The 20123-nt window shown below is 40.0% G+C and carries 21 protein-coding genes; 11 read left to right on the forward strand and 10 right to left on the reverse strand.

Annotated elements, in window-relative coordinates; translation table 11 throughout:
• Positions 1–17 precede the first annotated feature (17 nt).
• Entirely contained in the window at positions 18–1517 is a 1500-nt protein-coding gene (locus D7322_RS09610) for a malate:quinone oxidoreductase (RefSeq protein ID WP_121123634.1), read from the reverse strand.
• 315 nt (positions 1518–1832) lie between these two features.
• Between D7322_RS09610 and fabG the strand changes: the two genes are divergently transcribed.
• Together fabG and D7322_RS09620 are read left to right on the forward strand one after the other, a co-directional pair.
• Positions 1833–2576, forward strand: a complete 744-nt coding sequence (gene fabG / locus D7322_RS09615; RefSeq protein WP_121123636.1) for a 3-oxoacyl-[acyl-carrier-protein] reductase — start codon at positions 1833–1835, stop codon at positions 2574–2576.
• Between the two features lie 138 nt (positions 2577–2714).
• A complete protein-coding gene (locus D7322_RS09620; protein WP_121123638.1) occupies positions 2715–3695 on the forward strand; it encodes a LuxE/PaaK family acyltransferase in 981 nt (326 codons plus the stop codon).
• A 94-nt stretch (positions 3696–3789) separates the two neighbouring features.
• Here the strand turns inward: D7322_RS09620 and ypfJ are convergent, their stop codons facing one another.
• Positions 3790–4659: a KPN_02809 family neutral zinc metallopeptidase gene (gene ypfJ, locus D7322_RS09625; protein WP_121123640.1), complete on the reverse strand. Its 870-nt coding sequence runs from the start codon at positions 4657–4659 to the stop codon at positions 3790–3792.
• Positions 4660–4828: 169 nt separating this feature from the next.
• Between ypfJ and D7322_RS09630 the strand changes: the two genes are divergently transcribed.
• Entirely contained in the window at positions 4829–5410 is a 582-nt protein-coding gene (locus D7322_RS09630; RefSeq protein WP_121123642.1) for a PhnA domain-containing protein, read from the forward strand.
• A gap of 93 nt (positions 5411–5503) precedes the next feature.
• Here D7322_RS09630 and D7322_RS09635 read toward each other — a convergent pair whose 3' ends face one another.
• Complete coding sequence (locus D7322_RS09635) at positions 5504–6430, reverse strand: polysaccharide deacetylase family protein (protein ID WP_121123644.1); 927 nt, start codon at positions 6428–6430, stop codon at positions 5504–5506.
• A gap of 313 nt (positions 6431–6743) precedes the next feature.
• Entirely contained in the window at positions 6744–7259 is a 516-nt protein-coding gene (locus D7322_RS09640) for a hypothetical protein (protein ID WP_121123646.1), read from the reverse strand.
• A gap of 216 nt (positions 7260–7475) precedes the next feature.
• On the opposite strand from D7322_RS09640, the gene D7322_RS09645 reads away from it, so the two are divergent.
• Positions 7476–8051, forward strand: a complete 576-nt coding sequence (locus D7322_RS09645; protein WP_121123649.1) for an NADPH-dependent FMN reductase — start codon at positions 7476–7478, stop codon at positions 8049–8051.
• Between the two features lie 39 nt (positions 8052–8090).
• Here D7322_RS09645 and D7322_RS09650 read toward each other — a convergent pair whose 3' ends face one another.
• A complete protein-coding gene (locus D7322_RS09650; RefSeq protein WP_121123651.1) occupies positions 8091–8957 on the reverse strand; it encodes an aminotransferase class IV in 867 nt (288 codons plus the stop codon).
• Between the two features lie 20 nt (positions 8958–8977).
• A complete protein-coding gene (locus tag D7322_RS09655) occupies positions 8978–10024 on the reverse strand; it encodes an RluA family pseudouridine synthase (RefSeq protein ID WP_121123653.1) in 1047 nt (348 codons plus the stop codon).
• A gap of 18 nt (positions 10025–10042) precedes the next feature.
• Here D7322_RS09655 and D7322_RS09660 point away from each other — a divergent pair, with 18 nt between their 5' ends.
• From D7322_RS09660 to D7322_RS09690, 7 genes are all read left to right on the forward strand, one after another.
• Entirely contained in the window at positions 10043–10978 is a 936-nt protein-coding gene (locus D7322_RS09660) for a 1-aminocyclopropane-1-carboxylate deaminase/D-cysteine desulfhydrase (RefSeq protein ID WP_245971302.1), read from the forward strand.
• A 109-nt stretch (positions 10979–11087) separates the two neighbouring features.
• Entirely contained in the window at positions 11088–11651 is a 564-nt protein-coding gene (locus D7322_RS09665; protein ID WP_121123655.1) for an NADPH-dependent FMN reductase, read from the forward strand.
• A gap of 77 nt (positions 11652–11728) precedes the next feature.
• Positions 11729–12307, forward strand: a complete 579-nt coding sequence (locus D7322_RS09670) for a DJ-1/PfpI family protein (protein ID WP_121123657.1) — start codon at positions 11729–11731, stop codon at positions 12305–12307.
• A gap of 10 nt (positions 12308–12317) precedes the next feature.
• Entirely contained in the window at positions 12318–12695 is a 378-nt protein-coding gene (locus D7322_RS09675) for a hypothetical protein (protein WP_121123659.1), read from the forward strand.
• Between the two features lie 163 nt (positions 12696–12858).
• Positions 12859–14928: a polyphosphate kinase 1 gene (gene ppk1 / locus D7322_RS09680; protein WP_121123661.1), complete on the forward strand. Its 2070-nt coding sequence runs from the start codon at positions 12859–12861 to the stop codon at positions 14926–14928.
• Between the two features lie 134 nt (positions 14929–15062).
• Positions 15063–15740, forward strand: a complete 678-nt coding sequence (locus tag D7322_RS09685) for a M15 family metallopeptidase (RefSeq protein WP_220700054.1) — start codon at positions 15063–15065, stop codon at positions 15738–15740.
• Between the two features lies 1 nt (position 15741).
• Positions 15742–16614, forward strand: coding sequence for a helix-turn-helix domain-containing protein (locus tag D7322_RS09690; RefSeq protein WP_121123664.1), 873 nt, complete (start codon positions 15742–15744; stop codon positions 16612–16614).
• Here the strand turns inward: D7322_RS09690 and D7322_RS09695 are convergent, their stop codons facing one another.
• The 4 genes from D7322_RS09695 to D7322_RS09710 are packed head-to-tail and all read right to left on the reverse strand — an operon-like array spanning position 16615 to position 20122.
• On the reverse strand, positions 16615–17322 hold the full coding sequence (locus D7322_RS09695) for an HAD family hydrolase (protein WP_121123666.1): 708 nt from the start codon (positions 17320–17322) through the stop codon (positions 16615–16617).
• A gap of 2 nt (positions 17323–17324) precedes the next feature.
• Complete coding sequence (locus D7322_RS09700; protein ID WP_121123668.1) at positions 17325–18314, reverse strand: lysylphosphatidylglycerol synthase transmembrane domain-containing protein; 990 nt, start codon at positions 18312–18314, stop codon at positions 17325–17327.
• On the reverse strand, positions 18304–19257 hold the full coding sequence (locus D7322_RS09705) for a CDP-alcohol phosphatidyltransferase family protein (protein WP_121123670.1): 954 nt from the start codon (positions 19255–19257) through the stop codon (positions 18304–18306). Before D7322_RS09705 ends, D7322_RS09700 begins: the two co-directional genes overlap by 11 nt.
• Entirely contained in the window at positions 19238–20122 is an 885-nt protein-coding gene (locus D7322_RS09710) for an ATP-grasp domain-containing protein (protein WP_245971303.1), read from the reverse strand. The genes D7322_RS09705 and D7322_RS09710 overlap by 20 nt, the downstream gene beginning before the upstream one ends.
• Position 20123 lies beyond the last annotated feature (1 nt).

The raw sequence follows: 20123 nt of genomic DNA on the forward strand, positions 1-20123 counted from the left end.
TATATTGTTTATTGAAATTAATCTATATCTATTAATTTCAATGTTTTATGCGTACGGATACGCGTTTCACGGCAAAGCTCAGCATCATCATTTAATGACTTACCATGTGAAGGAATCATCTCGCGCAGTTTTTTGCGGTATTCATCTGATTTAGCACGCTCAGGGAAACATTTCTTTAAGAGACTGATCATGATCGCCACCGAAGTAGATGCACCTGGCGACGCGCCCAATAAGGCTGCGATAGAACCATCTGCACTCGATACCACTTCGGTACCAAACTCTAAAATCCCCCCTTTTTTCTCATCTTTTTTAATCACCTGTACACGTTGGCCAGCTTTTTCAATAACCCAATCTTCTAATTTAGCGGTTGGCATAAATTGTTTCAGCGATTCCAATTTATCTTTAGGAGATTTCATAACCTCTGTAATGAGATATTTGGTCAATGGCAAATTATCAAGTCCCGCGGATAACATCGGACGGATATTGGATAATTTGATTGAAGCCGGCAAATCAAAATAAGAACCCTGTTTCAAAAATTTGGTCGAGAAACCAGCATATGGACCGAAAAGTAAAGCTTGCTTACCATCGATGTAACGTGTATCCAAATGTGGTACAGACATCGGTGGAGCACCAACAGATGCTTTACCATAGACTTTAGCATGATGCGTATTGATAATATCTTCGTTTACGCATCTCAACCATTGTCCCCCCACAGGAAATCCACCATAACCTTTCGCTTCTGGGATACCCGATTTCTCCAACAACAACAAGGAGTGCCCGCCAGCGCCTATAAAAACAAACTTCGCTTTTAGCTCTCTCTTTTTCCCTGTTTTCAGATCCTTCACTTCGATTTCCCAACGGCCATCATCCTCACGGTCGATATCAACAACTTCATGGTTTAAGGAAATTGAAATATTTTCTTTGTTTGCCAGATTGTTAATCAAATCACGTGTCAATGAACCGAAATTCACGTCAGTACCTAAATCCATCTTGGTCGCAGCAATTTTCTCACTTGCATCCCGTCCTTCCATCATCAAAGGAATCCATGATTTCAAGAGTTCTGCATCTTCGGTATATTCCATGCCCTTAAACAAAGTCTGGGTATTCATCGTCTCCCATCTTGTCTTCAGGAATTTAACATCTTTTTCACCAAAAACCGCACTCATGTGTGGAATGCTGCGGATAAAATTCTCCGGTTGGGCAATAATTCCTTTATCAACCAAGTACGACCAAAACTGCTTCGATACTTCGAATTGCTCTGCAATTTTAACAGCTTTATCAACTTTTACAGAACCATCTTTTTGTTCCGGTGTATAATTCAATTCGCACAAGGCCGAGTGGCCTGTGCCAGCATTATTCCAAGCGTCAGAGCTCTCAGCCGCCACAACATCCAAACGCTCAAGAATTTCAATATTAACGTCTGGGCTTAATTCATTGATTAGTGTACCCAAAGTAGCACTCATAATACCGGCGCCGATTAGAACAACGTCAACTTCTTTATTTGATTTTTTGCTCATGTTTTTGTGATTGATGCAAATTTAATATAGTTTTTGGTAAACGCCCAAGTCTTTTGTCAAAAAACTGTACTTTTTAGGAACACTTATTCAAAAATACCATTGATTTATTAAAATAATCCTAAGTGTTGGCAAAATTTCACTTTTCTCATCTCCAAACACCATACACATGATATCGCCTATTCTGCCGGCCATGAATAGCCGCAAATCACATCACCACTTGGCGCGTTTTGAATCCTTATTTATCGAAAGATTTTGTGTTATAATATAGTTTTAACATTTTTGCAAAAACATCAACGAATAACATTACACTCTTATATGAAACTACTTGAAGGAAAAATTGCTTTGGTAACTGGAGCATCAAAAGGAATTGGAAGAAAAATTGCCGAAGTGTTTGCACAACACGGTGCCAATGTCGCTTTCACTTACCTTTCGTCTGTAGAAAAGGGACAAGCGCTGGAAAAAGAGCTTCAAGCCTACGGAACAAAAGTAATCGGCTATCGTTCTGATGCTTCAAAATTTGAAGAAGCAGAACAACTGGTCAACGCAATCGTTGCAGATTTCGGAAGCCTGGATATTGTAGTCAATAATGCCGGCATCACAAAGGATGGTCTGCTTATGCGTATGACAGAAGAAAACTGGGATGATGTATTGAACGTTAACTTGAAATCCGTATTTAATGTAACAAAAGCGGCCTCAAAAATAATGATGAAAAACCGTAAAGGCTCTTTCATCAATATGTCTTCCGTTGTTGGCGTTCAGGGAAATGCTGGTCAATCAAATTATGCTGCTTCCAAAGCAGGTATTATAGGATTCACAAAATCCATTGCGAAAGAATTAGGTTCTCGCAATATTCGCGCAAACGTGGTTGCTCCAGGATTTATCCGTACGGAAATGACAGATATATTAGACCCTAAAGTGATAGCAACATGGGAAGCAGGAATTCCATTGAAACGCGCCGGATCTCCAGAAGATGTTGCCAATGCATGCCTATACCTTGCATCTGATTTATCCGCATACGTAACTGGACAGGTTCTTCCTGTTGACGGTGGTATGCTGTAGCATACAGCTTTCAACATAAACGCGCCTGCTGCTGGAATTCAGCAGCAGGCGCGTTTATATTATTACGACTGCCGGCTCCGGCTTTTCTACTCAATATTTCTAAATTTTAGCTAATTTTGTCCAACAAATTTAAATGCTATGACGAATTGGACGGATTTTCTTGAAATTCAAACGGAAGACGATTTTAACCAACGTTGTTTAGATACTTATCACTTCCAGCTGCAGCATTGTCAGGTCTACCGCGACTATGTTTCGCTAATAGGCAAAGAAAAAAATCAAGTCCAGCATTATACGGACATCCCCTTCCTCCCAATCGAATTTTTTAAAACACAAAAAGTACTGGCTACCGGAATGACCCCTCAAATTGTATTTTCAAGTTCAGGAACAACGGGCATGGTCACTTCTAAGCACCTTATTGCTGATGTATCCATCTACGAGCGTACTTTTCGCCGTATATTTGAAGATTTTTACGGACCAATTACAGATATCGCTATTTTAGCCCTACTGCCGTCCTATCTGGAAAGAAGTGGTTCCTCTTTGATCTATATGATCGATGACTTGATGAGACAAAGTAAGCAAGTAGAGACCAATTATTTCCTCTACAATCATCAGGAATTATATAATACACTTGTCCAATTAAAAAATAACGGAACCAAAACCATCCTTTTCGGCGTCACCTATGCCTTGCTTGATTTTATTGAGCAATATGCTTTTGACTTTCCGGAACTCATTATTATGGAAACGGGCGGAATGAAAGGTAAACGTAAAGAAATGGTCAAACAGGAGATCCACCGGCTGCTTGAAGATGCCTTCAAGATCAGTGGGATCCACTCAGAATATGGCATGACCGAATTGCTGTCACAGGGTTACTCTTCGGGGCAGGGAATTTTCCATTTACCAAAATGGATGAAAGTGCTAATACGTGATACAAATGATCCGCTGAGTTTAATCTCCTCCGACAGCACAGGCGGCATTAATGTCATCGACCTGGCCAATCGGTATTCCTGCTCATTTATTGCAACACAGGATTTAGGAAAGGTATATCAAGATGGCTCATTTGAGATATTGGGGCGCTTTGACCAAAGCGATATTCGGGGCTGCAATTTATTAGTTCAATAAAAACACCCTAAAAGTTTTGTCCAACTTGTAGGGTGCAGTTCAATATAATGCTTCTCTTATTTATAGATAAAATTATCCAGCAACCTGTTCTTTATTATCTCAGACTTGGATCTTCAAATGTATTTCCTGCACGCATATCGCCAGAGTCATATCCTTTCTTAAACCAGGCCATACGTTGTGCTGAGGTTCCATGAGTAAAAGACTCTGGGACGGCATACCCCTGTGCGGCGGTCTGTAACTTATCGTCACCTACTGCTTCTGCTGCTTTCATTCCATCCATAATATCGTTATAATCTATTTTTATATCCGTATATTCATTGAGATAATGTGCCCACACTCCAGCATAGAAATCGGCCTGAAGTTCTGTCATAACCGATATCTTGTTATTTTCGCTCTCACTTAGTTTACTCCGGGCTTGATTCGTTTTAGGTAACAATCCCACCAGTTGCTGAATATGGTGTCCTACCTCATGCGCAATCACATAGGCCATGGCAAATTCGCCCTTCGCTCCGAACTTATCTGAAAGTTCACGGTTAAAAGTCAGGTCCAGATAGATTTTCTGATCTCCGGGGCAATAAAACGGGCCATATGAAGCCTGTCCCATTCCACAACCATCTGTTTGTGTACCACCATCGTAAAAAACCAAGGTAGCGGGCGTATAATTTTGCTGCATTTGTTCCTTAAATAATTTGGCCCAGACATCTTCTGTACTCTGAAGTACGGTCAGGGAAAACTCTGTCAGCCTCTTTTCTTCAGGATTTAGGTCGCGCGGCTGTCCGGACTGCTCCGTCTGTGTACCCATATTTTGCGCCTGCTGCAACAACTGCATGGGATCTCCCCCCATCAGAAAACCAATGACCAATACGATGATCCCACCAATACCGCCCAATGCAATCTTTCCACCACCAGACATCCCCCTACGATCCTCAAAATTGCCACTTCGTTTACCTCCTTGCCATTTCATATGCTATATTCTAATTTCAGTTAATAATCTTTTCCAATCTCGTTAGTGTACAAATTCAATACCAATATGGCGGTAAGTCCCATTTTTTTTCCAAAAAACAAGCTTTATTTCAAGTGTTAAGACTTACTACAATTTATATTCTTATTTTTGGGCTTTTATAGAAACAGATATGAAATTAGAAGAACAATTACTCGCGCGGGCTGGAGGAAAATGTGAGCTGACAGGCGCTGAAACGGATGTAGTAGCCTATATTTTACCACCAGAAACCAGTTCTACTTTGGATAACACCCTACTGATTTCAGCAACCTTGGCCAACCAGCTCAACAAAACGGAGCAATTAAATCCGGAAGATTGGAAATTCTTGCCTAACGCCATGTGGTCAGAAATACCTGCCATACAAATTGTCTGCTGGCGTATGTTAAGCCGTCTGAAAAATGAAGGCTGGGCTTCCGAAGCACTCGATATCCTCTATCTTGATGATGAAACGTTAGCGGAGGCAAAGAAAACCGGTGATCATGAAAATGATGGCTATGTTTCCTTTCATGAAGATAGCATTGGTCAAAGACTATTGGAGGGTGATACCGTTGTATTGACAAAAACACTGGATGTAAAAGGTTCTTCAATGAAAGCGACCTTAGGTACCGTGGTCAAAAATATCCGTTTAGTAGCTGATAATATTGAGCAGATTGAAGGAAAAATAGAAGGCCAGACCATCGTCATATTGACAAAATACCTACGCAAACAAAATTAAGAAAAAATAGCCTTCCACTTATAAATTTAGCCCCAAACTAGTTTCGAAAGACGATTAGTTTGGGGCTAAATAATAATAAATAGCACAAATGCTCTACTTTGGATAATTACGCATAAACTCAAAACGATAGTTTGGATGCTGTTTTAAGCTGTCAATCAAATCTGACAATAATTTTTGCCCCTTTTTTGTTTGGTACATATTATCGTGTGTCAAAAGTACCACATTATTTTTTGTATAAGACGTACCTTTCCGAAGTAAGTTTTTCATCTGCGTATACAGCTGATTGACCGTTAAATCTGGTTTACCGGTCACCCCATTAATTTTCCATTCACAGTCCCAGCCCATAACTTTATAACCATTTTGATGTAAAAGCTCGGCCGTAGAAGCACCGCTTTTCAGGTCAACCTTTTTACGGTCACCTACATACCAGATATTTCGCCCCGGAAGTCTAACAATTTTATGCTGCAAGCCCAGAGACTGTTCTGCCAATTCGAAATCTTCAAATGCCGTCTGTGGATTTGAGTAAAATGTAGTATACTTATCATGTGCATGCCAGTAACTATGATTATAGCAATCAACCAACGGATTATTTTTATAACGCTCCGTAAAACCATGCAGTTTTTTACTCATCTTGTCATGAGCGCCAATCAAAAACGCATTGATTTTAATGCCTTTGGCCGTAGCGATAGAATCTAAATATTGGCTACCATTAAGCGGGCCATCATCAAAAGTAAGGTAAATATATCGCGGTGAAACAGAATCTGTCAATAAAACTGTGGTATCTTTAGCACCAGTATAAGAAACATCCGCCTCTATTTTGGTAATGGAATCCTTACGTAGCGAATCCACTTTTGTAATAGAATCCTGCACAACAATTAGACTATCTTTCCTGTGCTGTACAGAATCGACAGTAACATTTTTCTCTTCTTTTTTGCCGCTATTTTGATTACAAGACCCTAGTCCCAACGCGGTCATTCCCAAACTCATCCATATCAGGCTTGATTTAATTACTTTTCCCATTACAAAAATTAACTTACAGGTCACATTCTATCTCAAACATGCAAAATCCGCCCTTTTAAAAGTTGTTTAGCATGTTCATGTCGCAAAATTAAGATTATTTTCACGAATCAGCGTGTTATATCTTTCGATTTATTCGCCCCACTATATTTTATTGAACATCATGTTATAAAATTATAGCATAGGCAAAGGCACACGGAGCGGAGCGAATACTATGTTTTATCAAAATAATAACATAAAAAAAGAACCTACCACAAGGTAGGCCCTTTCTTATTAAACGATTAAGATACTCAAAATGGACACTTTCTTCATCCAACTAATCTCTGTGCCTTCCTCCATGCCCATGATCGTGTCCACGTCCATGCCCTCTACCTCTATCATAATCTCTTCTACTTTCTTTCCAGGAGTGACTCCGCCTTACACTACGCTCACTTGCGAAAGAGTAACCGCTGCGCCGGTGATGACTATCACGGATAGACACCTGTCTACCACGTGAGTGACCGTATCTACTTCTATAACGGTCATGATGATGCCAAGGATTACGATCATTGATCACAACTTTATGTGCTCGATAAAAATCATAATGTCGATATCTTCTCGGCAAGCTTGCTCTTCGTATCCAGCCACCATTATCGTAATAAACATAACATCTTGCAGGCACATCATAATACATATTATATTCAGGAATATAATAATAACGGGCATAATCATAACCTACTGGTCCCCAGCTTGGCTGACTTCCGATATTTACGCTAATGCTGACCTGTGCATCTGCCTTCCCTGTCACGAAAAGTCCTGCAACAATAGCAGCGGTGTACAACAATTTTTTCATAAGTAGCTCCTCCCTTAGTTTTGTAATTTCTTCTTTACATTACGACACAAACTGTATGCAAAAGATTAAAAGATAAATGTTAATTTTTGTTAACAAAAACTTAACTTATTCAGTACAAATAGCTTAGTTTTAACTTCATCTTATTTTACAGGGAAACTTTTTGGGATACGAATTGTTCAACCAATAGTACTTTTCATACATTAACTGGAATTTGGAATGAATACTTACAACATTGGAATCATCGTCGGCAGCTTAAGGAAACAATCCTATAATAAAAAAATAGCAGCGTTTATCTGCGAACAACCGGCTAACAAGTTTAACTATCGCGTGATCGAAATTGGTGATCTTCCCTTATATAATCAAGATTTTGATGATGAAGGCAACCCACCTGAAAGTTATGTACGCTTTCGAAAAGAAATCGCTGCACTTGATGCAGTTCTTTTTATAACACCTGAATATAATCGCTCCGTCCCCGCCGTCTTAAAAAACGCTATAGATGTGGGATCCCGACCTTATGGTAAAAATAAATGGGATGGCAAACCTGGCGCTATTATCTCCTCTTCAACGGGAGCTTACGGGGCGTTCGGAGCAAATCATCACATACGGCAGTCACTGGTATTTGTTAATATTTATCCTATGCAGCAGCCGGAAGCATATCTCGGAAATATAAAAGACTGTATCGGTGAAAATGGAAAAATCGAACTCCAGAAAACAAAAGATTTTCTACTCAGCTTCAAAAGAGCTTTTGAACATTGGATCATCCGAATCGTACACACAAAAGGCCAAGATTAATCGCTTGGCCTTTTGTCTTTGTTATTTATTTGTGCAAGCTTAATTTTGCTCCTCGTTGGAATCGTAATTCCAACTTAACAGTTTGTCCTGCAATATACGTGATATCTTATTGAAATAGCGTTTTTGCTTATACCCCATAACCCATTGTACCCCCTGCACCGCATTTGTACAGAAAATTTCATCTGCCCTTTTCATGATCTCGGGGCTAATCTGCGCCTCCACTACTTCAATCCCTTCCGCCCTGGCCATATCCATCACAACTCGACGCATGACTCCTTCAATACAACCTTCAGAAAGCGCAGGCGTATAAAGTATTTTCTCATAATACACAAAGATATTGGAAGTCAGAGATTCACAAAGGTAGCCCTCCTGATTTAAAATCAACACATCATCAAAGGCCATTTTTTTCTTGTATATACCCGCCAGCACATAAATTTGTGAATTGAGTGATTTTAATCTTGACAAGTCACTATAAGGTTTTTTAAACTCACTATATAAGCCCACAATCAGACCGACTTTCTTATCCCTCAGATTGGGTTCTATACGCTGTACCTGCAAGACAAATCCCGGTTTGTTTGTCGTTGGGCTGTATAGCCCCCCACCCATTCGGAATATAATCAGTCGAATGCGAACCTGCTGTCCCAACATATTATTCTTACGAATCAGTTCCTCTGATCTTGAACGAATAAAAAATTCATCGAAAAGATTTGCATCATCAAGATGTATCAATTCCATTCCCTGCTGTAAGCGCACTACGTGAAAATTCAGAAAACGGATATCACCATCCTTATACAACATGGTTTCAAACAAACCATCACCATAGCGAAAGCCTCTATTTTCTATGCTAAATATTTCCTGTTCTTCCGGCACTACATTGCCATTAAAATTGATATAGTTTGTCGGCATCTTTGTTTATTTTCTAAATTTTAATCATTTTCTACAGCCATGGAATTTGCGGCGTAACCGCGCCACTTTTCTAAAGCTAAACGAAAATCTTCGGGATATGGTACCTCAAAATACATATTTTCTTTTGTAGTTGGATGAATAAATCCCAATACCTGTGCATGGAGCGCCTGACGTGGAAGCAGGGCGAAGCAATTGTCCACAAATTGCTTATACTTTGAAAATACAGTCCCTTTTAATATCTTATCGCCACCATACATTGCGTCATTAAACAATGGATGGCCAATAGACTGCATGTGGGTCCGGATTTGATGCGTACGGCCCGTCTCCAGCTGACATTCGATCATGGTCACGTAGCCTAATCGTTCCAGCACTTTGTAGTGCGTCACAGACCACCTCCCTTTATCTTCGCTATCGTACATGGCCATGATACGCCTATCTTTCAAATGACGACCAATATATCCCGTAATCGTTCCGTCTTCCTTCAGATCTCCCCATACCAGCGCAATGTATTTGCGGGTGATACTATGGTCAAAAAACTGTTTAGCCAAAAATGCCATCGATTTTTCATTCTTGGCAATCACCAATAATCCTGAAGTATCTTTGTCTATCCGGTGTACTAGCCCCGGACGGTCTGAATTTCCAGGCAGCTGCGGCAGCTGCTGTATATGGTAAGTCAATGCATTGACCAAAGTACCCGTATAATTATTATAGCCCGGATGCACGACCATCCCCGCTTCTTTATTGACAATTAATACATCGTCATCTTCATATTTTATGTCCAGGGGAATATCTTCTGGATAAACTTCATTGTCACGTGGTGGATCGGGCAATACCAAAGTAATGACATCATCCGGTCTGACTTTATAACTCGCCTTGATCTCTTTTCCATTGACCATGACAGAACCTGCTTCAATGGCATGCTGAATTTTACTTCTTGTCGCATTTTCCACCCTATTCATCAGATATTTATCAATACGGAGTAAAGCTTGCCCCTTATCCACTTCAATTCGTAGATGTTCAAATAACTCTTGTTCTTCTTGATCTTGCGATCCCATTTGTTCGGTCATGCTACAAAAATAAACCAAATGAAACAATTTTCGTTAACTTTGTTTTCATTTAATGTTATGTTGTCATTCAAAATCCATAGCCCCGAAACAGAAATCACGTTACCTCTATGGGAAAAAAAGCATATCAAGGTGACGCTGAAGCGGGATGACCTGATCCACCCCTTCATTTCAGGTAATAAATGGAGAAAATTGAAATACAATCTTCAGGAGGCTTTACAGCTTCAGAAAAATCATATCGTTACTTTTGGAGGTGCATGGAGCAACCATCTATTGGCGACTGCTTGCGCAGGAGCTACTTTCCGGTTCAAAACAACAGCTTTTGTCAGAGGTGATGAACAGGCTAACAACCCTGTTCTGACCATGTGTCAATTATTTGGCATGCAACTTATTTATGTGGACCGCGATTCCTATCGGGACAAGGAGCAACTCTATCGTATGTATTTCGATCAGGACCCAACAACTTTCTATATCCACGAAGGCGGTTACGGCCTCCTAGGCGCCAAAGGATGTGCCGAACTTGTCGATGAACTCCAACAGGATTACCAACATATCTTTACGGCCTGTGGTACCGGAACCACCCTTGCCGGAATTGCTAACGCAATTGATAAAAAAGATCTTTTCACACAGGTACATGGCGTACCTGTACTAAAGAATGGCGGTTTTATCAATGACGAGGTCGCCCAGCTTTACCCCCACCTTCCGCCCCCTATTTTGCATCTGGAGTATCATTTTGGCGGCTATGCCAAAACAACACCGGATCTCCTCGCATTCACCCAGCATTTTATTGCCAGCACAGGCATCATGATCGAACCCACCTATACCGGAAAATTGCTCTATGCCGTGGATGATCTGATCAGAAAGGATTATTTCACACCCGCTGATCAACTGCTGGTAGTGCACACAGGCGGACTCACAGGGCTGCTGGGGATGTACCAACGGTTTGTTTTTAATTGACCTAGATCAATAAATGTGATATTATGCCCTCAGCAGACATTCGACTGACATTTTTTTTATGATTATGTTGTAAGTTTGACCGATTTAAAAATTAAAAACTTATACACAGATGAAAATACTAGCATTTGCAGGAACAAGTAATAAAAACTCTATCAACAAAATCTTTGTAACGAGTACCTCGAAATATTATAAAGAAGCAGATGACAGCATAGAGCTCCTTGATCTCAATCATTTCGAAATGCCTATTTATTCTTATGATAAGGAAGTAGAATTGGGTATTCCACAGTTGGCTCATGATTTTGCCGCGAAGATGGATGCGGCAGATTTCCTGCTCATTTCATTGGCAGAACACAACGGATCCTACACTTCAGCCTACAAAAATATTGTAGACTGGGTTTCGCGCATCCCAAATCGCAAAACGTTCAATGGCAAACCAGTTTTCTTACTGGCAACTGCTCCCGGACCGATGGGTGGATCCACTGTATTAAATGCAGCAGTCAATAGAATCACGTGGGACGGTGCTGAAATCCTGGATTCATTCTCCCTTCCTGAATTCCATAAAAACTTTGAAGAAGGAAAAGGTATTATCAATCCAACTTTAAGAAGCCAGCTCGAAGCGAAAGTACGTAAGACTAAACGTCTCCTTGCAGAGAAATTGGCTGTCCAAGGTTAACAAAAGATTAACAAATAATCATTGTGAAAACCTCTTTTAATACGTAAATTCAAAACCTATTAAAAGAGGTTTTTGATATGGCAAAAAAAATATTATTACTGGTTGGAGATTTTGTAGAAGACTACGAAGCAATGGTTCCATTTCAAGCAATGGGATCAATAGGAATAACAGTTGATGCCATCGCCCCCGATCGAAAAAAGGGTGATGTCGTACCTACTGCTGTACATGATTTTACTGGCGACCAAACGTATAAGGAACTACGGGGACATAATTTTGCGATCAATAAGGATTTTGATCAGGTTAATCCCGAAGAATACGATGGACTCTATATCGCGGGTGGTCGTTCGGCGGAATATATCCGCCTTAATCAACGCGTATTGGAGATTACAAAACATTTCTTTGAAAAGAATAAACCTGTCGCAGCAATCTGTCATGGAATTCAGGTATTGACAGCGGCAAAAGTTTTGACAGGACGTACATTGACTGCCTATGTAGCGGTGGGACCAGATATTGAACTGGCAGGCGGAACTTGGAAAAATATTCCAGCTGACCAAGCTATTGTGGATGGAAATCTGGTGACCTCTCCTGCTTGGCCGGGACATCAGGCTATCCTCAAAGAATTTTATAAATTATTGGAGATAAACATTACTATTTAAGCGTATTTTAATGAAGAAGAATAAAAAGGTGTGGCTTTTGGTCATCCCGATTTTAGTGCTGTTGGGTTTTATTTTAAAAGATACTTTCAATCAGAAAAGTATAGAAGATCTTCCCGGCGGGTTTAAAGAAGTTGCTTTTGTCAGGAATGAACAAAATAAAGGTGGAATTATCCGCATCTATGCCGTTACAGTAGGTGATGTGTTGAATGCAGATTACACGGGCTGTCTGGAGCTACTTCCGGTCAATGATTACGGTAGTACAACAACTGTATATTTTTTCGATCGTACGGCTCCTTATCCAACAAGCCTGACAATTGATGCCCCACATTTTGACAGTAGCAAATATAAAGCGATTCAGATCTCCAAAAAATACGGGAAAAAGAAATAGTCAGGTATAAGATTGCTATTTACCCCAAAAAGTTTCGCACTTTTTGGGGTATTTTTTTTGGCAAGATGAAGAAAAAATAAATTAATAATTCTTTAACACGAAAAAGTTCGTTTATCGCATCCATAGCTCTAGTTTTGCATCTGAAATTTATGTATATTTAGCTATGGCGAAAAAATTTATTCCTAGAGATATCAGTTGGTTAAGCTTTAATGGCAGGGTATTGCAAGAAGCTGCAGATGAGTCTGTTCCTTTACCCTTAAGGATCAAATTTTTAGGTATATTTTCCAATAACCTGGATGAATTTTTCCGTGTTCGGGTTGCCGGGCTCAAACGTGCTATTGACCTCAAAGACAAAAGTGCCAATCAATCTTTTTATGAAGATCCGCAGTTGATTTTGGAAGAGCTCAATGTCCGCGTAATCAAACAGCAAAAGAAATTTGACAATACCTGGAACCGAATCCAAAAGGAGATGGCCAAGCAAAATGTCTTTATCAAAACGAGTGAAGAACTAAGTCCGGAACAACAAAAATTTGTCAGCGAGTATTATCAGGATGATGTGGAATCAAATGTCATCCCTCTGATCCTCGATGATGTCCGTCCAATGCCTTATATCCGTGATAAGAGCCTCTATCTGGGTATTGCCATGGGGAAAAGTGAATGGCAATATGAAACTAAGTTTGCTTTAATTGAAATCCCTACGAGCCAAAATGGACGCTTCGTCCAGTTGCCTGCACCAAAGGATGAAAAACATATTATCCTTCTCGAAGATGTCATCAAGTTCAATCTTCCGTTGATATTCTCCTATTTTGGCTTTGATGTTTTCCATGCACATGTGTTTAAAGTCACAAAAGATGCTGAATTTGATATCGACAACGACATCAATACAACGTTGGTCGAAAAAATAAGTAAGGGGGTCAAGAATAGGCGTAAAGGTAAACCGACACGTTTTATTTTTGATCAGGAGATGAATCCAAAACTCGTGGAGTTTCTGATCAAAAAGCTCAACCTATCAAAAAAAGACAGTATCATACCCGGACAGAAGATCCATAATTTTAAACATTTTATGGACTTTCCGAACGTATTTAAGTCTTATTATCAGCCGCAGGAACGAACTTCATTCCCACATCCCTATTTTCAAAACTATGAGCGAGTCACCGATACTGTATTAAAAAAGGATGTGCTCCTGTCTTTTCCTTACCATGAGTTTCGGCCGATCATCGATTTATTACGCGAAGCAGCAATGGATCCGGATGTAAAAACAATACAAATTACCGCCTACCGCTTGGCTTCGAATTCTAAGGTCGCCAATGCGTTGATCAATGCTGCACGAAATGGAAAGGAAGTAACGGTCATGCTTGAACTGCGCGCACGATTTGATGAAGAGAATAACCTGGACTGGAAAGAGAAGCTAGAACTTGAAGGAATTAAAGTACTTACAGGTATTCCCAATAAAAAAGTACACGCCAAATTATGTGTCATTAAAAAACGGACAGGTGCAAAAACCATTCAGTATGGTTTTGTCAGTACAGGAAATATCAATGAAAAAACAGCTAAATTATATGGAGATTATTGTCTCTTGACCAGCAATAGGGATGTCATCGCTGACATCAATAAAGTGTTCAACTATCTCAGACGGCCCAAATCCAACCCAGCTGACATAATCAAAAACTGTAAAAGTTTATTGATCTGTCCTATCGATATGCGCAGGGAACTGCTGCATTTTATCGATCTGGAAATAGCTGAAGCCAAAGCTGGCCGAAAAGCATCCATCATTATCAAAGTAAACTCACTGAGCGACAAAGACATGATTAAAAAGCTCTATGATGCAGCAAACGCCGGGGTTAAAATAGATCTGATTATTCGGGGAATTTATTGTGCGACGAACCAAAAAACATTTAAATTACCCATGAATGCGATTTCAATCGTGGATGAATATCTCGAGCATGCAAGGGTCATGTATTTTTATAATGCCGGTAAAGAGCTGATGTATATCTCCTCAGCAGATTGGATGACCCGAAATCTAGATCACCGTATTGAAGCCGCTGTAAAAATCACGAGTAAGAAGATCAAGGAAGACCTCAAGGAAATGCTTTACATACAGCTCAATGACAACGTCAAGGCTCGTATGCTGAACAATTCCTTGAGCAATCATTATGTTGAAAATAAAAAGGATCCCTGTCGCTCACAGATTGAGATCTACAAATACTTAAAAAAGAAAATAACGGATCATTAAGATAAGTCCCGACACCCCTCAGGTCTTCATTGCCTGAGGGTTTGCGCATTTACCATCCTTATTACTGGCTATAAGGGCTATGTAGCTGACATCTCGATGCTGGAATTGAGCATCTAAAGTTGTATCTTCAACCCATGAAACTCAATTTTTGTCTGTCCATTAGTCTTGTATTTTTTGCCTTCCAATTGAAAGCCCAGCAAAAAATGCCGCAAAACTTCGCCTATGTAAAAGAATTTATTCCAACAATTAGCCTGGATATGCGTTACTTTGGAAGCCATAACTTTACGGGCCGCCCTGTTCACGGCTATGAAAAACCAGTCGCCATCCTGACCAAGCGTGCCGCATTGGCCCTACAACAAGTCGAAAAATATCTGAACAAACAAGGTCTGGCATTAAAAATATTCGACGCCTATCGTCCGCAACGGGCTGTTGATCATTTCAAATCTTGGTCACTGGTTATCAACGATACCATCGCTAAGCGCGAGTTCTATCCACAGTTAGATAAAAAAAACTTATTTAAACTGGGCTTTATTGCCAGCAAGTCTGGTCATAGTAGAGGTAGTACTGTCGACTTAACTTTGATCGATCTCACTAATAAAAAAGAACTCGATATGGGAGCACCCTTTGATTTCTTTGGTGATATCTCCCACCACAACTATTCAAATCTAACAACAAAACAAAAAGAAAATCGCAAAATACTTCGTGAAGCCATGGCTAAATTTGGCTTTAAAGCCTACGATAAAGAATGGTGGCATTACACCCTAAAGGATGAACCTTATCGTAAAACGTATTTTGATTTCATTGTGAAATAATATGCCCATCATAGATCAACACCTCGACAACAAAGATTTTTTTGCTTTTCACATCAAAGGAAACAGATCCAAGCCAGTATTCAGTCCGCAGCAGCAGCTTATATTGGCGAACAAGAATCTTTATTCACTCTGTTTAATAAAAAAAGGGGAAACATCTTTTATGATTAATGATGAGCGGGTACAGGTCGGGCAGCATCACCTGCTCTTGACCAGTCCATCCTCGAAAGTTAACGGTGCATCTGTTTCCAAATCTTGGGACTGCGAAGTTTATCTGATTTTCTTCAGCATAGATTTTATCTTCAAATTGGACTTTCGAAAAGATTTTTTTGAGCTCACAAAAAAATCACTCGCCTTGGATAATAGTCATGTCTTCGCTCTTTCGATGCAGGATGCCACAAACTTGTCCAATCTGTTTAAACAGTTTATCCATTACGAGAAACAGGGGCATGATTATATTTTCAAACCAAAGATTATCAAATCTCTGGCTGAAGTGCTGTTCTGTGAAATTGCGCGCCTGGCAAGTCAAAATTTTAAAAATATACCTTTCGTACCCTCACGAAAAAGAGAAATATTGGCCAATTTCTACCTACTGCTAAAACAGTCTTTTCGTCAGGACCATACCGTGCAGTTTTATGCTTCAGAACTTGGTATCACCCCAAAACATCTCTCGGTGATCACAAAAGAACTTACAGGAAAGTCAGCGATAGAATTAATACAGAATGTACTGGTGGAAGAGGCTAAATACTTGCTCCGCCAAGGGCTTTCGATCGGAGAAATCGCGAAGCAACTGCATTTTTCAGACCAGTCCTTTTTTGGGAAATTCTTTAAGCGAAATGTAGGCATATCGCCTAAAGAATTTCGTCAAAAAGCATGATTAAACAAAATCACGGAGATCAAAAATAGTCTTAAATTGCCTATCCGCGGCAGAAATATCCTGCAACTTATCTTCTCCCCAGGTCTGTCCTTTCAACCATAGTGTCTGACAACCTACAGCCTTAGCTGGAGCCATATCTTTACTATAGGAATCACCGACGACCAAGATCTCTGCAGCAGGTAATCCCATTGCTTCTACACCGAGCGCATAAATCGCAGGGTCTGGTTTACGTACGCCCACGACGGCTGACTCAACAACCGCTTTAAAATAAGATAAAATACCAAAATCAGCCAGTACAGCCTTTAGATTGCCATAGAAATTAGAAACCATTACAATAGGATACTGCTCGCCTAGCGCAACCAATAACGGCTTTACCCGGGCAACCGTATCTTTGGCTAGAGAATAACCATCAAACGCAATTTTATCGGCCAGTTCCTTCTCCAGATCATAGCCAGCAGCAATAAGGTACTCAAACTGCACCTTCAATTTTGCTTTAAGCACCTCCAAGAAGTTAAACTCCGGTTTGATGATCGGTTGAATCGCCATCTGCCTTTCGGCATAAGCATATGCTTCTTGAAATGAACTTAGGTTGACCGGAACTTGATACTTTTCGTAGCCGGACCATATTACCGCTCCCCAGTGCCCCCCATTTGTATCCAACGTTCCACCGTAATCAAAAATAATTCCCTTAATTATAAACTTATCCATTGTTATTTCTTTTTAACTAAACTCATCCAGCCCAAACCGATAATGATCCAAACGATTTCCCTGATCCTCGTCACAATGCCCATAAAAATACCGACAGAAGCCGGTAGGCCGATGCTCATCACTGCCATTGCCAACCCACCTTCACGTGTCCCCAATTGCATCGGGAAGAAAAACACGAGATTGGCAAATAGTGAGGAACCCGAACTGATAATCATGGCATCGATAAAATCTATATTGATATCCAAGGCCAGACCGATAAAATAAATTTCAAAACACCCAATTACTCGTGCGACAAACTCCCAGAAGAGAGCCGTATAAAATCGGCCCCTCCGGTTTTGAAATAAATTTTTCACCTGTTGATCAACATCGTTCAGTGTCTCGAACTTCGCTTCCAGCAGGTTATTGATTTTTTTTCCAACCAAAGGCAAACCTGACAAAGCCCTCAATAAAGAAACCGTAATTCCCTTTTTATAGAATTTTGTAAATAACCAAGTACAGACAATAGCCATCACAAAAATCACAGCACAGGCGACATTGACCAATGTACTGGCCGGTACAAACCAGAGGATCAGAAAAACGGACACTACCCAAAATAAAATATGGGATAGAATATGCATAACTCCATATAACAGAACGGATGAACCTGCTTTTGAACCACCAACATAATTTTTAAGCTCAATAATTCGGTAAGGCTCCCCCCCTAGTGCGACAAATGGTGTAATGTAATTAATTGCATACCCCGACACAGTCAATTGCAATACTTTCCAAAAAGGAACATCGGTCTGCGGCAATTGCGGTTCCTGAATAATCGCTTTAAAAGCGATGGCGTTCATCCAGTAAAGGACAGCCCAGCTGCCCAGTACCGGCAAAAACCACCAACCGATTTTCTCCAGATTAATCCAAATCTCCTCAACTCCCATCGCACGAATCATATAAGCCAAAGTGCCTATACCGATCAGCATAAAGAGTACTTTATAGATTTTACTCCCCATAGGTTGGATCGTTTGTTAACTTATCTACGAAATAACCACTTACCCTTTCCTGTCTGTTGCACATATAGATTAAGATCGGATTTAATACAAACATGTCAAAGAAAAAGTAAATCCATGGTTGCCCGATAAACAACCAAACAAAGAGAAAGATTACCCGGGTATTGAACTGTACAATATTCGTGTATTTCATCAATGGTTTATTTTTCATTCTGAAATCAACCATCAGTTGTTTTGGTAAATCATCTTTATATCGAGATTTGACGATATGCAGCAGTTTCTGCAATTTTGGCGATAACTTTTCCTGATTTCGGGTATACCCCATGTAACCGTTCAACACAAATTTGCTGAAAAAGTTTTTCTTCCAGGAAAGCGCATCATAATCAACTTTCAAATCGCGTGTATTATCCAACTCACTACCAGCTTTACCCTTAATAAAAAATAGGTGGACATTACGATAATAGTCGGCCATTGCAGATTGTATCATATGGGATACTCCGGCAAGGATACAGAACACCCAAAGCCAATCTGTCCAGCCTTCGTTGATACTCCGCAAACAAATAGCGATATGAATGGACGCAAACCAAAAATCACCTGCAAAACCATCCAAAATACGACCAAAACGACTCTTATTATCTGTCATTCGTGCCAATTGTCCATCTGCGCTATCCAGGGAGTTCGCGAAGATCAGTAGCAACATCCCGATCACATTTATCCATAAATCGCCATAATAAAATAAAATACCCGCAGCAACACCAAAGAAAATACTTATAATAGTCACTGCATTGGGTGTAATCCCGATTTTAGCGCATACTTGTGCAATACGAAATCCAATAGGTCTATAAAACCAGATATCTATTTTCTCTTCGGTATCGTTGGATTTTAAAGATTGTTCGAATGCACTCAAATTCTCTTCTTCGACTACATTAACTTGTTCTCTCTGCATTTTGGTTCTTTTCAGTAAATTTATGGTAAACCATTTGCGCAATGGCTTCAGCGGCCTCAGCTCGACAAGGGGCAAAGCTTGGCCAATCATTCAGATCAATAATATGAAATTCTCCATTTGAATCGATTATTACATCACCGCCATAGATGTGGACATCCAATACTTCTGCTGCGCGGTTGGCTACTTGCTTTAAATCAGCCAAATCAAACGGAAAATGGACAACTTCATCATTAATTTGCTCATACAAATCATATTTATGATGATTATGCTCGTAGGGATAAAAATAGAAAAAGAAATCGGTGTCCCTCACCGCATAGAACTTTAGTAAATCCCCAGCCAAATGTTCGGATATTACAGCTTCTTTAATTCCCCGAAGGGCGTATTCGTTCAAGATATGCTGTGCTTCTTTGAGGCTGGCAGCAAAGGTAACGTCCTCTTTATGGATGGCATGGAAATCGCCGCGTTTGATCCAGACGCCTTTCCCTTTCAACTTTTCAAAAATCGACTGCATATCTGCGACGGTAGAGATGACAATACTTTTAGGGTATGGAATCCCACCTTCCAACAATTTGAGTGTCATGTTTTTTCGAAAGCAGTTTTCAATACCAAAACCTGAATTCAATACATGAACGCCATTATTTTGAAGTGATTGCAGCTTCTTAACCAAGGTTTTTGTTCTTCCCATCGTCAGGATATTTCCCTGTTTTACGGAATCAGAAGCTAAAAATTCATCCTCATTGCAAATTTCAACGGCTGCACCTTTTTCGGTTAATTTTAGCACAACTTCGTTAAATATTGCAGCATCATTCCCCACGTGATTGGGTGAAAAGCGATTTTTACGCGTCACGCCTAAAATAGAAATCATT

It is taken from the genome of Sphingobacterium puteale (genome assembly GCF_003627955.1).
GTDB classification, from domain to species: Bacteria; Bacteroidota; Bacteroidia; order Sphingobacteriales; family Sphingobacteriaceae; genus Sphingobacterium; species Sphingobacterium puteale.